Source organism: Streptomyces sp. NPDC014907, from assembly GCF_055562975.1.
This window is the reverse complement of sequence record NZ_JBVHEG010000012.1, coordinates 163462-177758: the sequence shown is the minus strand read 5'-3', so window position 1 is coordinate 177758 and position 14297 is coordinate 163462. Positions and strand designations below refer to the sequence as shown.

Below are 14297 nucleotides of genomic sequence, written 5' to 3'. Positions count from 1 at the left end.
TCCTCGGCGACCTGCCCGGCGAACGCGGCACGGTCGCGGATGATGTCCTCCACCGACATCCGGCCCACGATGGAACGCAGCGCCCCGGACAGCACTTCCTGGGTGAAGCCGACGATGCCGTCCTGCTGCATCAAGAACCGCTGCGCGGCGGCCCGGATGGAGTCCTCGGTGCCGCCGACCTTGACGATCGCGACGCCCTCCAGGTTCGCCTTGACCCCGCGCAGGGTGACCGCGCCGCGCACGGCGACCGGGATGTGCCGGCTGGAGAGGTCCAGGGTGAACTTCTGCTGCACGAAGGGGACGACGAACACGCCCCCGCCCACCACGACCTTCTGGCCGCTGTTGTCGGTGAAGACGCGCCCGGTGGCCGGATCGGTGGCCTGCTTGCCGCGCCGGCCGGTGATGATGAACGCCTCGCTGGGACCGGCCACCTTGTAGCGGGTGACGACGACGAGACCGAGCAGGACGACGAGGACGACGATCCCCAGGACCGCGGTCAGGACAGGACTCATGCGGAATCCCCTTGCTTGTTGCCGGATGAAGTGGGTCGGACGGAGAACGGGGACGGGCGGCGGATCAGCGTTCGACGGGGCGAACCGAAACCGACGTCGGCGACAGGACGGACTCCACCCACACCTCGGTGCCCCGCGCCACCGGCACGGCGGCCCTCGCCGCGTACTTCACCGGCTGCCCGCCCAGATACAGCAACACCTCGCCGTAGCCGGCAACAGGGATCGCGGTCACCACGGTGCCGCTGGTGCCCGTGAGGTCCTCGCCCCGGGGTGCGGGCGCGCCGCCGTCGCGCAGCAGGGCCCGGCCGAACCGCCAGGTGCCCCACCCCACGACGCCCCCCGCGACCACGCCCGCACCGGTGGCGGCCCCCGCCCCCGCACCGGCGGCCCCCATGGTGATCGCCCCCGTGAACCCGAGGGCCGACACGAAACCGGCGATCACCGGCAATGACAGGAACCCGTCCAGCCCTCCCCCCAGTCCGTCGAGGGCGCCTTCCAGCACCCCGTCGAACATCAGGGACAGGACGAGCAGTACGAGACCCACCAGGCCGAAACCGAGAAACCACACCATGGCGTCACCCCGTCCGTCCCGCCGGCCTCTTGCCCGTCACGGGGATGGTTCCACGGGGAGGAGCGCGCCTTCACTGCCTGGTTCCGGCAATCTTTACGCGTTCTTCATGCCGCCTCCGCGCGCGGGCGGATTCGCCCGCGAAGGCGGCCGGGCATTCGGGCCGGGCGTCCGGCGGGCCGCCGCTGTCCGTCCGGGCCCGCGTCACAGCGGATTGCCGGGCCAGTCGAGGAGCCTGGCTCCGATGACGGCCGTCTGCAGGGTGTAGCGCTGGACGGGGTCGGAGGGGTCCACCCCGGTGAGCCGGTGGATGCGGTCGAGGCGGTAGGTCATGGCCCGCACGCTGAGCCCGAGCAGGCGGGCGGCCTGGGCGCTGACGCAGCCGGTGTCGAAGTACGCGGTGAGGGTGTCGAGGAGGGGTCCGGCGCCGCCGCGTGCCTGCTGGAGGGGGCTCAGCACGGTGCGCACGAGGTCGGCCATGGCCTGGCGGTCGCGGGTCAGGACGGGGTAGACGAGGAGGTCGGCGGCGTGCAGGACGGGCGCGTCCAGATGCAGGCGGTCGGCCAGGTCGAGGGCGTTGAGGGCTTCCTCGTAGGAGTGGACGACGCCGCCCGCGCCCGGGTGGGGGCGTCCGACGGCCACTCTGCCGCCGTCGGTCGCCGCGTACGCCTGTTTGGCGAAGTGGGCCAGGACCTCGGGTTCGCCGGCGGGCGCGACGCAGATCAGCCGGCCGTCCTTCGTGGTGAGCAGGATGCGGCGGTCGCCGAAGCGGGCCAGGAGCGAGGACTCGACGGCACGGGTGACCGCGTAGCCGTCGCTGTACGGCTCCGGGCCCTGGGCGACGGCCACGGCGTGGGCGTGGGACAGGAGCAGCCCGAACCGTTCGGCGCGCTCGGCGAGCCGGCCGAGGTCGCTGCGTCCGTAGAGCAGGTCGTCGATGAACTCCCGCCGGGCCGCCTCTTCCTGCCGCACGGCCAGGCGCTGTGCCCGTTCGTGTCCTTCGGCGAACGCGTCGACGGCCTGCTCGACGGCGCTCAGGAGGTGTCCCGCGGCGGTCTTCGGGAGGGTCGCGTGCACGTCCCGGGCGGCCGAGAGGTGCGCCTTCACGAGGCTCCGCAGTCCGGTGCCGGCCTCGGCGGCCCGCTCCCCGCGGGACCGCAGCGCCTCCCGTTCCTCACGGGTCAGCCGCCGGCCGGTCGCGCACACCTCCGTCAGGATCTCGGCGTACCCCTTCAGATGGTCTACGGTCACTTCCCGCTTCGTCACGGCCCCTCCGGTTCGCCCGCGCGCCGTCGACGAGTTCCCGGCGTGCGGGGACCAAGGGTGCCACGCGGCCCGTCCGCGCCCGTCACCGGTACGGGCGGGACGGCGGGGAGCGTCGGTGCCCCCTCGCCGTCCGCGCTCCGTGCCGTCCCGCCCACCCGGTCCGGCCCCCGCCCCCGCCGTGCCCCGTGCCCTTCCGCCCGTACCGCCTCGGGCCGGGGGAGAGGGCACGGGGGCGGCCGCCGGATGGAAGCCGTCCCGGGCTACAGGCCGGGGCCGTTGTACGCGCCCCGGTGCGGTTTCGCGGTGCCGGACACGGGGTTCGCCCAGTAGTCGCGGCCTCCGTTGCCGCTGATCACGGAGCCGTTGTTCAGGGCGGGGGAGGTGGAGCGCAGCTTGTAGCCGTCGGCGGATTCGATCGTGTCGCCCCCGGTGCCGGGGTTCACGAAGCGCGGGTCGCCGGTGATGCCGTTGGCGGTCGGCCGGGGCACGCCCTGGAAGACGTTCCACAGCCATGTGATGCCGCTGCCGGTGGGGAGCCGGGAGTCGGTGGTGCCCACCCAGATGTTGTTCTCGACGACGCTCTCGTCGGGGAGCGTGATGCTGAACTTCTTGTCCGTGCAGTAGAGGACGTTGTTGTACATGTGCAGGGCGGAGCGGCCGGCGCTGACGCTGCTCATGCGGCAGTCGTTCTCGGAGATGTTGTAGCGGATGACCTGCTTGGCGCCGCCGATGGTGCCGCACCCGTCGCAGTCGAGGAAGAAGCCGCCGATGTTGTCGCGGCTGAAGTTGTACTGGATCGTGCAGGTCCCGGTGTTGCCCCAGTCGCAGTCGAACGCCTGGCTGTCGGCCACGGACATCCGCGTGATGCCGTACACGGCGTTCTTCTGGATGGTCGGATCGTGGTCGCCGAGCACCCATATGCCGGCGAAGTTGCCGCCGGAGAAGGGGTACGCGCCGTTGCCGACGCCGGAGGCGTTGTTGTACTGGATCATGGGCGCGGTGGCGTAGCTGGCGATGATGCCGTCGCCGCCGACGTCCTTGATGACGTTGTGCTCGATCAGGACGCCGGAGCCCTTGACGGCCATGGACCCGACACGGATCTTGAGGCCGCCGCCGCCCGTGTCGGCGATCCGGTTGTGGTGGACGTGGATGTCGTTGAGGGTCGAGTTCGCACCGCTCGCGCCCGTGACGATGCCGGCGGACTGGACGAAGTCCTCGGTGGTCGGGCTGTTCTTGTTCGTCTGGCCGGCCACGTGGTCGACGACGAGGCGGCCGACGTCGAAACCGCGGTGTGCCGTTCCGTCGGTGGCGGAGATCCGCAGGCCGGTGCGGCGGGAGAGCGAGGACGCCGGGTTGGTGAGCCGGAGGTCGCTGATCCGCCAGTGGTCCTGGTTGGTGAAGGAGACGGCGTCGGCGCCGCCGTTGCCGTCGATCACGGGCAGTGCGCCGGTGCCGTAGGCGGTGAGGGTGATGGGGGCGGCGGCGGTGCCGCTGCCCCGGGGGGCGAGGGAGCCGGTGCACGTGGTGCCGGACGCGAAGGCGAGGGTGTCGCCCGGAGCGTACGTCTTCCCGTTGGCCTGGCCGATGCTGTTGAACGGCGACGCGAGGCTGCCGTCTCCGGCGACCGGAGCGGAGCAGTCCACGTGAGTGGTGCTTCCCGCGGCCGAGGCGGGTACGGCGGCGAGAGCGACGGTGCTGGTGAGCGCGAGAGCGGCGGCGGCGAGCACGCGGCCCGCCACCCCTCGTCTCCGGGAAGTTCTGATGACCATGACGTCACGCCCTTCTGGGGGTCTGTGCCGCCAGAAGCTAGGCGCGACGGATGATCGAGTCAATGCACCTTTGTCGATTGATCGAATTTCGATCGCCCACTGGGCGATTGGCCGTCTCCCGGGAGAGTTCGCTCACGTGAGAACGGGGCGGGGGAAACCCCCGCCCCGTCGGTGCCGGACGTCGGACGTCAGGCGTCAGGCGTCGAAGTCGGTGCCACGGCTGACCGGCTCCCAGGCGCGGACCTCCGCCAGGGCGGCCTCCGCGTGGGCGGTGATCGCGTCGAACGCGTCGTTGCCCAGGGCGAGCCGGAGCGGGGTGTTCTCGCTGTCCAGCGCCTTCAGGATGGCGGCCGCGGCCTTCGCCGGATCGCCGGCCTGCTTGCCGTCGCTGTCCGGCAGACCCGTCCGCACGGCCCCGACCGTCTCGGCGTACTCCGGCATCTCGGCCGTCTGCCGCAGAGCGCCGCCACCGGCGAACGAGGTGCGGAACGCACCGGGTTCGACGATGAGCACCTTGACGCCGAACGGGGCGACCTCGGCGGCGAGCGCCTCCGTCAGCCCCTCCAGGGCGAACTTGGAGGCCGAGTAGGCGCCGACCCCGGGAAAGGTCAGCCGTCCGCCCATGCTGCTCATCTGCACCACGGCGCCGGACTTCTGGCCGCGCATGTGCGGCAGGACCGCGCGCGTGAGGCGGGCGGGTCCGAAGAAGTGCAGTTCCATCAGGTCCCGGAGCTCTTCGTCGGTGGTCTCCTCCACCGCGCCCACGAGGCCCCGCCCGGCGTTGTTCACCAGGACGTCGATCCTGCCGAATCGTTCCACCATCGCGTCGACCACCGCGTCGGCGCCGGTGGCGTCGGTCACGTCCAGGGCGACCGGAACCAGCCGGTCGGGGTGGGTGGAAGCGAGGTCGTCCAGGGCCTCCGGGCGGCGGGCCGCCGCCACGACCGTCCCGCCCGCTTCGAGCGCGGCCTCGGCTATGCACCGGCCGAAGCCGGACGTGGCCCCCGTGATCAGCCACACCTTGCCGGACGCGCGCGTGGCCGACGTCGGATCTTGCGTGTTCAATCTCTCTCCCCGGTTCTCGGGCGCCGCGCTCGGGGCGGCGCCCTGCGAGGATGCCCGACGTCCGCCCGGCCGTGTCTCCTTTCCGGCCACATCGGCGTCGGACTCCTCGGTGCCGGGGTCACCGCCTCCGCCGGGACCGGACGGGGCCTCGGCGGAGCCCCGCCGACCGGTGCCGCTCGTCCGGCGCCCAGGGAACGGGGGTGCCGGCATCCGGCTCACCGCCGGGAAGGAGTCCTTCCCGGCGGTGCCGTGGGTCGCGCGGTGTCAGCGGTTGCCGGACGAGGAGCGGCGCTCCCGTCCGCCGCTGTGGTCGCGCGCGGCGGACGCGGCGGCCAGGGCGAGGAGGGTGGCGAGGGCGCCGGTGATCAGATTGCTGGTGATGGAACGGGTGTGGGCGACGTCGCCGGCCACGACCCAGGGGGCCACGCAGGTCCAGACGCCCACGGCGGCGGCGGCCCACGCCATGGAGTGGGTGCGCTCGTAGGAGTTGCCGAGACCGCCGAGCAGCAGCATGTAGGCGACGCCGGCGATGAGGTTGGTGACGGCGAGGGTGGTGAAGCCGTCGAAGCCGACGATCCACGGGGAGGCGGCGAGGTAGAGGCCGGTGAGGAGGGCCAGGGCCTCGATCATCTGCGCCCGTGGGGTGGCGGCGGCACGGTCGTGCCGGGCGCGCAGTTCCATCAGGTCGGGGTGCTCTTCGATGGGTGCGCGGTGGGTTGACGCCATGATGGCCTCCGGAAGAGGGATGTTTACACGACCCTTACCCATAAAAGCATAATAAACACCTGAATGGGTGTATTTGAGGCATGCCTGGGCGGGGCTTCGCGGCGGTCGGCCGGAGTGCTCCCCTTCGCCGGTCCGCGCCTCTCCGGGGGCGTGCGCCGCGCCTCTCCGAGGGCGTGCGCCGGGCCGGTCGCGCGCCCGCCGTTCGGGTGCTCTCCGCTCCGGGGGGCGGGAAAGCCGCAGGTCGCGGCCGCTGGGGGAGGTGAGATGAAGCGATCGCCCGTGTTCCGGTCATTTGCCCGGAGTCATCGCCTTTATGGTCGTTCCACCCCTGTGTGTTCACCTGATTCCTTGCCGGGAGTTCTCATGGCCGTCTCCACGGAGCCACCCACCCTCGTACCCGTGAAGAGAAGGACGCGGGGGGCGATCGTCGTGGACTGGCTGACGACGACCGACCACAAGAAGATCGGGCACCTCTACCTGATCACGTCGTTCGTGTTCTTCCTGCTGGGAGGCCTGCTGGCGCTCGTGCTCCGGGCGGAACTGGCGCGGCCCGGTCTGCAGATCGTCTCGCCGGAGCAGTACAACCAGGTGTTCACGCTGCACGGGACGGTGATGCTGCTGCTCTTCGCCACCCCGACGTTCGCCGGTTTCGCCAACGCGATCATGCCGCTGCAGATCGGCTCGCCCGACGTGGCCTTCCCGCGGCTGAACATGTTCTCGTACTGGCTGTTCCTCTTCGGCGGGCTGATCGCCTTCGCGGGAATCTTCACCACGCAGGGAACGGCGGACTTCGGATGGACCGCCTACACGCCGCTCAGCGGCGGGGAGCGCACGCCCTACGTGGGCGGTGACATGTGGATCATGGGGCTGGCGTTCGCCGGCTTCGGCACGATCCTGGGAGCGGTGAACTTCATCGCCACCATCCTGTGCATGCGCGCGCCGGGAATGACGATGTTCCGGATGCCGATCTTCACCTGGAACGTCCTGCTGACGTCGGTCCTGGTGCTGTTCGCGTTCCCCGTCCTCGCCGCGGCCCTGTTCGCGCTCGAGGCGGACCGCAAGTTCGGCGCGCACGTCTTCGACCCGGCCAACGGCGGGGCGCTGCTGTGGCAGCACCTCTTCTGGTTCTTCGGGCACCCCGAGGTCTACATCATCGCGCTGCCGTTCTTCGGGATCGTCACCGAGATCCTGCCCGTGTTCTCCCGCAAGCCGATCTTCGGTTACGTCGGCCTCGTCGGCGCCACCATCGCCATCGCGGGCCTGTCGGTGACCGTGTGGGCGCACCACATGTTCGCCACCGGCGCGGTGCTGCTGCCGTTCTTCTCCTTCATGACCTTCCTGATCGCGGTCCCGACGGGAGTGAAGTTCTTCAACTGGATCGGCACGATGTGGAAGGGCTCGCTCTCCTTCGAGACCCCCATGCTGTGGTCGATCGGCTTCCTCGTCACCTTCCTGTTCGGCGGGCTGACCGGGATCATCCTGGCCTCGCCCCCGATGGACTTCCACGTCACGGACAGCTACTTCGTCGTGGCCCACTTCCACTACGTCGTCTTCGGCACGGTCGTCTTCGCGATGTTCGCCGGGTTCTACTTCTGGTGGCCCAAGATGACCGGCACGATGCTCGACGAGCGCCTGGGGAAGATCCACTTCTGGACGCTCTTCGTCGGCTTCCACGGCACCTTCCTCGTCCAGCACTGGCTCGGTGCCGAGGGCATGCCCCGCCGCTACGCCGACTACCTGGAGGCCGACGGGTTCACCGCCCTGAACACGGTGTCCTCCATCGGCGCCTTCCTCCTGGGCACCTCCACCCTGCCGTTCTTCTACAACGTCTGGAAGACGGCCAGGACCGCGCCCCGGATCACCGTCGACGACCCGTGGGGCTTCGGCCGCTCCCTGGAGTGGGCCACCTCCTGCCCGCCACCCCGGCACAACTTCGTCACCCTCCCCCGCATCCGCTCCGAGTCCCCCGCGTTCGACCTCAACCACCCCGCGATGGCCGCGCTCGACCACGGCAAGACGCACAAGCGGGACGTGTTCGACGACTCCGGCGCCGCCACCCACGACGGCCCCGGCTCCGGACGGAACGCATGACCGCGTACGGTCCCGGGAAGCCGCGGCGCTCCGCGGACCGCGCCGGCGGCGACGCCTCCGCGCCGGCCGCGGAAGGGCGGGCGGTCCCGTGCGCCCTGACCGACGAGGCGGCCGAGGGCATCGCCCGGATCGAGGGGTACCTGCTCGCGCGGCGGGCCGGCACCGAGGCCGTGGAGGCCGGCGCCGCCTTCGCCCGCCGGTTCCCGTGGCTGGGACCCCAGGAGCGGTCGGAGGTGGCCCGCGCCTTCGCGCGGGAGCACCTCGCCGTGCGGCGCCGGATGTTCGAGGACACCGTCGCGCGGGCGGGCGAACTCCGGCACGAGTACGCCCGCCGCTACGAACTCCTCCGCCGCCGGCTGGTCGCCGCCGCGCTGGGCGCGTGCGGAGCGGTGACGGTCGTGGTGTCGTTCCTGGCCCGGAGCGCGGTCTAGGAAGTGCGCCGGTGCGCGCCCCGGTCCGTCCGGTGCGCGCTCCGGTCCGTCCCGCGGCGGTCCGTCCACCAGACCGCCGCGGACAACAGGCTCAGGACCACCAGGACGCTCCCCATCACGATGTCGAGCGTGCGGGTCCCCGTGTCGAGGGCCGTGTCCTGGGCGTCGAGGGCGAACGGCGAGAGGAGCAGCCACACGCCCGCCAGGCCCACCAGCGCGTCGGACAGCACGCCTCCGCCGCGGTACACGCGCGTGCCCGCGGCGAAGGCGACGACGAGCCCCACGACCCACTCGTTCACCTGGGCGTCCTTGGGCCCGTCCTGCGTCGCCATGAGGAAGACCAGCAGGACGACCGACGCCAGCAGCATCAGCAGGCCCAGGATCTGGTCGTGGACGCCCTTGCGCGTCGCGTGCGCCCGGTCCGGGGCGCGGAAGGCCGTTCCCCGGTCGATGTCGATCGCCATGATCTCTCCTCTTCTCCCGATCGGAACAGGGGCCGCGTGCGACTACCCACGACGCCCGGCCCCGACTCCTCCCGGGGCGGCCGTCACGCGCGCACCGGGGCCCGCCTCACTCGGCGTTCTTCTGCAGGAGGCAGTCGTAACCGAGCTGCAGGGTGTCGGCGGCCGCCAGGACGGCGAGACCGCCCGTCACGGTCCGCGTGGCGCCCGGCCACAGCAGACGGGCACCCGTGAAGGTGGCCGTCAGCCAGACGCTCAGGCAGAACGGGCAGGTGGCCAGCTCGCCCACGGTCGACCTGAAGGCCCCTCCCCGGGGGCTCTCGCCCACCTCGGCGGGGCCCGTCGCCGACTCGTAGCGCGTGAAGGGCGCCCGGAGGGGGCTGGTGACGGACCCCTTGCTGAGCAGTCGCCCCAGCCGGAACACGGCCGCCGCCGTCATCAGGACGTCCAGGGGATCGTGGCGCTCCGGGAGCCGTGCCCCGCGCACGCGGGCCGCCACGCCCCACGCGGCGGTGTACGCGCCGAAGGCGGCGACGGCTCCCAGGTGCCCGCCGAGCCGGCGTTCCTCCTGCGGCGAGTAGGCCCTGCCCACACGCCGGAACGCCTCCCCGAACCGGCGCAGGGGGGCGGCTTTTCCAGGTGTTTCACGGTTCACGTGAGAGTCTCCGTCGAGTAGGGGTGAGGAGCGGGACCGTCCCGTACGGGCGGCCTCAGACCTCGTCGCGGGAGGAGGCGGACGGGTCCCCGGTCTCGGGGGAGCGCAGCCTCGCCTCGACCCGGCCGCCGGTGATCCGGGTGTCGAAGACGGGCTGGGGGGCCGTGGCGGGACCGCGCACGTTCCACCCGTCCTCCAGGCGGAAGGCGCTCCCGTGCCACGGGCAGCGCACGCAGCCGTCCTCGACCGTGCCCCCGGACAGGGGACCCGCGGCATGGCTGCACGCGTCCGCCAGGACGTGCACGCGGTCGGCGCTCTCACGGACGACCAGGACGGGCACGTCGCCGGCGTGCCGCCGGACCGCCCGCCCGAGGGGGAGGTCCCCGGCCTCGCCGATCTCGTGCCACCCCGGTTCCACCAGCTCCGGGACCGACGCCGCGTGGTTGACGCCGGAACCCTGCCGGTATGCCAGGTGGCCGCCGATCGCCCCGCCCAGGCCGACGGCGGTCAGCCCGGCGAACCCCAGGACCCTGCCCAGGGCGGCCCGGCCCCGCACCCGCGCGGCCAGGGAGCCCGCGTACAGCGCCACCCCCGTGGCGTTCGCCGCCGCGTGCACCAGCCCGACCCGTGCCTGACGGCGTTGCAGCTCCGCCCAGTCGACCCAGCCGGCGACGGCGGCGGGGAGCGCGGCCACGAGCCCCACGCCGATCAGCGTGCCGGCCGCCCGCCGCTGTCCCGGCACCGCGTCGAGCACGGCCGCCGAGAACCAGGCGCCGATCGGCACCTGCACCATCACCGGGTGGACGGGGTGGCCCAGCCAGCGCCCGTGCAGCACGTCCCTCCCGCGGCCCAGGGGGACCGAGCGGACCGCGTCGCGGAGCCGTCCGGCACAGGCGTCGAGGGCGGTGGCGCGTTCCAGGCGGTCCATGCCCCGGAGGACCCCGCCGGGGCCCGACGCCGACGGCAGGACGCGTTCCAGCACTCGTCGTACGGCGTCGCCCGCGGGGACACGGTCCTTGATGTCCGGTTCATGAGTCATGAACCGCCTCTAACCGTTCGGGCACCGGCGAAACGGTCCGGAGGCCGTTCCCCGTCGCGCGCCCGTCCGCCGCGCGCCCCCCGCCGTACGAGGAGCGCCGGACCCGCCGGAACCCGCCGGCCCGGACCCGGCCCGGACCCGGCTCGGACCCGGGCCGGCGCCGGGACGGACCGGCTCCGGCCCGCCGGACGGTACCGCTACGCGGTCCCCTCCTCGCTGTCCGGCTCGCGTTCTCCCTCGGCCTGCGACGGCGTCGTGCGCTCGGGTTCCGCGTCCCGGTGGCCCGCCTCCTCCGGGGGGTCGTCGTCGGGGCGCTCGCCCTCCGCCTGTGACGGGGTGCTCTCCCGCATGGTTCGCTCCTTTCCTCGGTGTGACGCGTACGGACGTGCGGCACCGCGCGTGTGCCCGGGGAACGTCTACCCGCCGGAGGCCATCGCGGACCGCACGAGGCGAAGACGCTCCCGAACGGGTCACCGCGCCGGGTTCTCCCCGGCGCGGTGACGGAACAGGAGCCGGGACGGTGCCTCCCGGAGCGCCTCAGGCGCCCGTCTCCTCCTTCGGCTCCGGGGTCCCCGCCGCCGGGTCCTGCGCGCCCGGGGTCCTCGCCCCCGGACGGCGGCGGCGCCGGGCCGCGACGGCGGCGAGGACCACCGCGAGGGCGAGCACCACCGAGCCGCGCAGCCAGACACCGGCCTCCACCTGGGTGGCGAGCAGGACGCAGGAGGCGGCTCCGAGGACCGGCAGCACGGTCGGAGCGCGGAAGTGGCCGGGTTCGCCCGGGTCGGAACGCAGGACGAGGACGGCCGTGTTGACGATCAGGAAGACCACCAGGAGCAGCAGCACCAGGGTGGACGCCAGCGTGGCGACGCTGCCGGTCAGGGCCAGCAGGAGGGCGGGGACGGTGGTGGCGGCGATCGCGGCCCAGGGGGTGCGGCGGCCGGGCAGGACCCGGGTCAGGGCGGTGGGCAGCAGCCCGTCGCGGGCCATTCCGTACGCCAGGCGCGACGCCATGATGCCGGTGAGCAGGGCTCCGTTGGCGACGGCGATCAGGGCGACGGCGCCGAACAGCCGCGGGGGGACGCCGCCGGCCTCGCGGACGACCTCCAGGAGGGGGCCGCTGGAGGAGGCGAGGACGCCGGTGGGCACGGTGGCCGAGGCGGCCACGCCGACCAGGACGTAGACGGCCCCGGCGGTGGCGAGCGCGGCGAACAGGGCACGCGGGTAGGAGCGCCGGGGATCCCGGGTCTCCTCCGCGACGTTCACCGACGTCTCGAAGCCGACGAAGGAGTAGAAGGCGAGGACGGAACCGCTGAGCACGGCCGCCGCGGCGCCCTTCCCGGGCGTGCCGAGCTGGACGAGGCGGCCCGGGTCGCCCTCCCCGCGCAGCAGCAGCCGGGCGCCCAGCACCACGATGACCACCAGGCCGCCGACCTCGATCAGGGTGGCGACCACGTTGGCGCGGGTGGACTCCCGGATGCCCCGGGCGTTGACGAGGGCGAGGAGGACGAGGAAGACCACGGCGACCGGGGCGACGGGCAGGGTGACGAAGGCGGCGAGGTAGTCGCCGGCGAAGCCGCGGGCGAGCGCGGCGACCGAGACGACGCCGGCCGCCAGCATGCAGAACCCCGCGACGAACCCGACCGCCGGGCCGAACGCCCGGGTGGCGTAGTGGGAGGCGCCGCCGGCCCTCGGGTACTTCGTCACCAGCTCGGCGTAGGAGGCGGCGGTCAGCAGGGCCAGCGCCAGTGCCACGGCGAGCGGCACCCACACCGCGCCCCCGGACGCGGCGGCGACCTGCCCCACCAGTACGTACACCCCGGCGCCCAGGACGTCACCGAGGATGAAGAAGTAGAGCAGGGGAGTGGTCAGGGCGCGCCGCAGTCCGGGCGGGGACGCGCCGTCGGTTCCGGCGCTCACCGCGCGCCCGGCCCGGATCGCAGCGGCGGGCGCGCCGGGCCGCCGCGGGCCGTCCCCGTCCCGGTGGCCGGGCCGCCGGCCGAGGGGCGTGCGCCGGCGCCGCGGCGCGATCGCGCGGGCACCGCTCCACGGGCGGCGATTTCGCCGGCCCGTTCCTTCCACTTCTGCATCGTCCTCCGCTTTCCGTGCCGGGCGACCGGTTCCGTCGCCTCCTCCTCGCCGGACACGGTCCGGGAGGGCCCCCGGGACGGTCCGGACGCCGAGGTCCGTGTTCCGGTGCGGGCCCTGCCCCTCTCACCCGTGGGCGCACGTATATGCAGAAACGTTCCTTCCGCCGGACGGCGCCCTCCCGGGGCGCCGGGGGCTTCCCCGGGGCCGGAGCGCAGTCGGGGCCGGGCGGGCCCGTCCGCGCGTCAGTAGCGCAGGACCGCCGCGACCCGCCCGCACGCGTCCAGCGTGCCGTCGGGGACGAAGCGGACCGAGGCGTCGGCGTCCAGGGCGTTCTCCACCAGGGTGTCGACCAGGTCGGTCACCACCCCGTCCGGGGCCTGCTCCCGGCCGGCGGTGCCGCCGTCGGTGATGCCGGGTTCGTCGGGCAGCGGGACCAGACGCAGACCGCGGCCGTCCTCCGCCACCGCGCCGGCGGCGCGCAGCCCCTCCTCGAGGACGAGGAGACGGACCCGGCGGTCGGCGACGGCGACCCACACGTCCTGCAGGCCGGCGGCGTACTGCTTGCGGCCGCGGGCGTCGTCGAGGTCCTGGAGCGCCTGCCGCGCCCTCCGTTCGCGGAACTCGGAGAGGACCGGTTCCAGGCGTTCGGCCAGGACGGCGGGGGAGACCTCGTCCAGGCCGGCCAGGTCGAGCCGGCCGTCCACCTGGCCGGTGTGCCGGCTCACGCCGTCGAACTCGGCCAGGAGCTTCGTGCCCCCGACGAGGAAGAGCGGCTGCCGCCGCGCGGCGAGGGGGGCGGACAGCTTCTCGTCCACGGCGCGCATGTACTGCTGGATGCGTTCGTCGCGGGCGGGTGACGGGAAGTCGGTGATCGGCCCGGGGATGGCGTCCTCGTGGTCCGGGATCGCGGGCTCCGCCGGGAAGCCGTACTCCTCGACCTCGAACAGGCGCCCGCCCGACCCCTGGTGGAGGCGGCAGGTGTCCAGGCCGAGGACCAGGACCCAGTAGGACGCCGAGCGTTCGCGGGCCGCCACCAGGTAGCGGGTCAGGAACGTCGGGGCGAACTCGACGCGGGTCGGGACGTCCTCCTGGCCGTCGAGCTCCCACACCTGCGTCTCCTCGCCGGGGGCGAGCAGGACCTGCAGGCCGTCCCCGGCGTGCAGGAACACGTCGTCCCGGCCGAGGACCTCGGTCTCCTCCAGCCTGGCCCGCAGCTCCAGCCGCTCCTCGCGGCCCACCCGCGGATCGGCGTCGAGCTGCGCGCGCGCCTCGGACAGCAGGTTCTTGAGCCGCACCCGGTCCTCGTCCACCCCCCGGCGCGGATGCGTCCGCATGACCAGGGAGATCGCCGGGTACGGACGCGGCCGCCGCAGATCGGCGAGGACGGCGGGAGTGAGTGCGCTGACGTGCATGATGCGGACCTTCCGGTGCGAAGGGGGATCGCCTACAGGAAATCAGTCACCGGGGAACCCCGCGAGTCCACGGGGAGTCCCCCGGGCGCGCGGGCCGGGGCACGCCCGCCCCCCTCCGCCCCGCCGGACGCCCGGGAGTTCCCCGGGCGCGGGCCGGGGCGTGCCGGCGCCGGAGCCGCCCCGGCCCGCCTGGGGGCCCGCCGGACGGGACGGG

The 14297-nt window shown here is 73.4% G+C and carries 14 protein-coding genes; 2 read left to right on the top strand and 12 right to left on the bottom strand.

Annotated elements, in window-relative coordinates; all coding sequences use genetic code 11:
• From ACZ3IL_RS25915 to ACZ3IL_RS25890, 6 genes are all read right to left on the bottom strand, one after another.
• Positions 1–512 (bottom strand): flotillin family protein (locus ACZ3IL_RS25915; RefSeq protein ID WP_467393960.1); only part of this gene is annotated, 512 nt, incomplete at its 3' end.
• Positions 513–576: 64 nt separating this feature from the next.
• A complete protein-coding gene (locus tag ACZ3IL_RS25910; RefSeq protein WP_467393958.1) occupies positions 577–1083 on the bottom strand; it encodes a hypothetical protein in 507 nt (168 codons plus the stop codon).
• A 201-nt stretch (positions 1084–1284) separates the two neighbouring features.
• Positions 1285–2331, bottom strand: a complete 1047-nt coding sequence (locus tag ACZ3IL_RS25905; protein WP_467393956.1) for a PucR family transcriptional regulator — start codon at positions 2329–2331, stop codon at positions 1285–1287.
• A 275-nt stretch (positions 2332–2606) separates the two neighbouring features.
• Positions 2607–4115 (bottom strand): right-handed parallel beta-helix repeat-containing protein, encoded by a 1509-nt coding sequence (locus ACZ3IL_RS25900; RefSeq protein WP_467393954.1) that lies wholly within the window; start codon positions 4113–4115, stop codon positions 2607–2609.
• Positions 4116–4310: 195 nt separating this feature from the next.
• Positions 4311–5180 (bottom strand): oxidoreductase, encoded by an 870-nt coding sequence (locus ACZ3IL_RS25895; protein ID WP_467393952.1) that lies wholly within the window; start codon positions 5178–5180, stop codon positions 4311–4313.
• Between the two features lie 264 nt (positions 5181–5444).
• Positions 5445–5906, bottom strand: a complete 462-nt coding sequence (locus ACZ3IL_RS25890) for an SPW repeat protein (RefSeq protein WP_467393950.1) — start codon at positions 5904–5906, stop codon at positions 5445–5447.
• Positions 5907–6269: 363 nt separating this feature from the next.
• Between ACZ3IL_RS25890 and ctaD the strand changes: the two genes are divergently transcribed.
• Both ctaD and ACZ3IL_RS25880 read left to right on the top strand, forming a co-directional pair.
• Entirely contained in the window at positions 6270–7997 is a 1728-nt protein-coding gene (gene ctaD / locus ACZ3IL_RS25885) for an aa3-type cytochrome oxidase subunit I (protein ID WP_467393948.1), read from the top strand.
• Complete coding sequence (locus tag ACZ3IL_RS25880; protein ID WP_467393946.1) at positions 7994–8428, top strand: hypothetical protein; 435 nt, start codon at positions 7994–7996, stop codon at positions 8426–8428. Before ctaD ends, ACZ3IL_RS25880 begins: the two co-directional genes overlap by 4 nt.
• Here the strand turns inward: ACZ3IL_RS25880 and ACZ3IL_RS25875 are convergent.
• From ACZ3IL_RS25875 to ACZ3IL_RS25850, 6 genes are all read right to left on the bottom strand, one after another.
• Positions 8425–8892: an SPW repeat domain-containing protein gene (locus tag ACZ3IL_RS25875; RefSeq protein WP_467393944.1), complete on the bottom strand. Its 468-nt coding sequence runs from the start codon at positions 8890–8892 to the stop codon at positions 8425–8427. The genes ACZ3IL_RS25880 and ACZ3IL_RS25875 overlap by 4 nt on opposite strands.
• A gap of 106 nt (positions 8893–8998) precedes the next feature.
• Positions 8999–9544 carry a DUF1360 domain-containing protein gene (locus ACZ3IL_RS25870; protein WP_467393942.1) on the bottom strand — a complete coding sequence of 182 codons (546 nt, stop codon included), beginning with the start codon at positions 9542–9544 and terminating at the stop codon, positions 8999–9001.
• A 55-nt stretch (positions 9545–9599) separates the two neighbouring features.
• Positions 9600–10583 (bottom strand): Rieske (2Fe-2S) protein, encoded by a 984-nt coding sequence (locus tag ACZ3IL_RS25865; RefSeq protein ID WP_467393940.1) that lies wholly within the window; start codon positions 10581–10583, stop codon positions 9600–9602.
• A gap of 197 nt (positions 10584–10780) precedes the next feature.
• A complete protein-coding gene (locus tag ACZ3IL_RS25860; RefSeq protein WP_467393938.1) occupies positions 10781–10933 on the bottom strand; it encodes a hypothetical protein in 153 nt (50 codons plus the stop codon).
• A gap of 187 nt (positions 10934–11120) precedes the next feature.
• Positions 11121–12500, bottom strand: a complete 1380-nt coding sequence (locus tag ACZ3IL_RS25855; RefSeq protein ID WP_467393936.1) for an APC family permease — start codon at positions 12498–12500, stop codon at positions 11121–11123.
• A 413-nt stretch (positions 12501–12913) separates the two neighbouring features.
• Positions 12914–14083 carry a baeRF3 domain-containing protein gene (locus tag ACZ3IL_RS25850; protein WP_467393934.1) on the bottom strand — a complete coding sequence of 390 codons (1170 nt, stop codon included), beginning with the start codon at positions 14081–14083 and terminating at the stop codon, positions 12914–12916.
• Positions 14084–14297 lie beyond the last annotated feature (214 nt).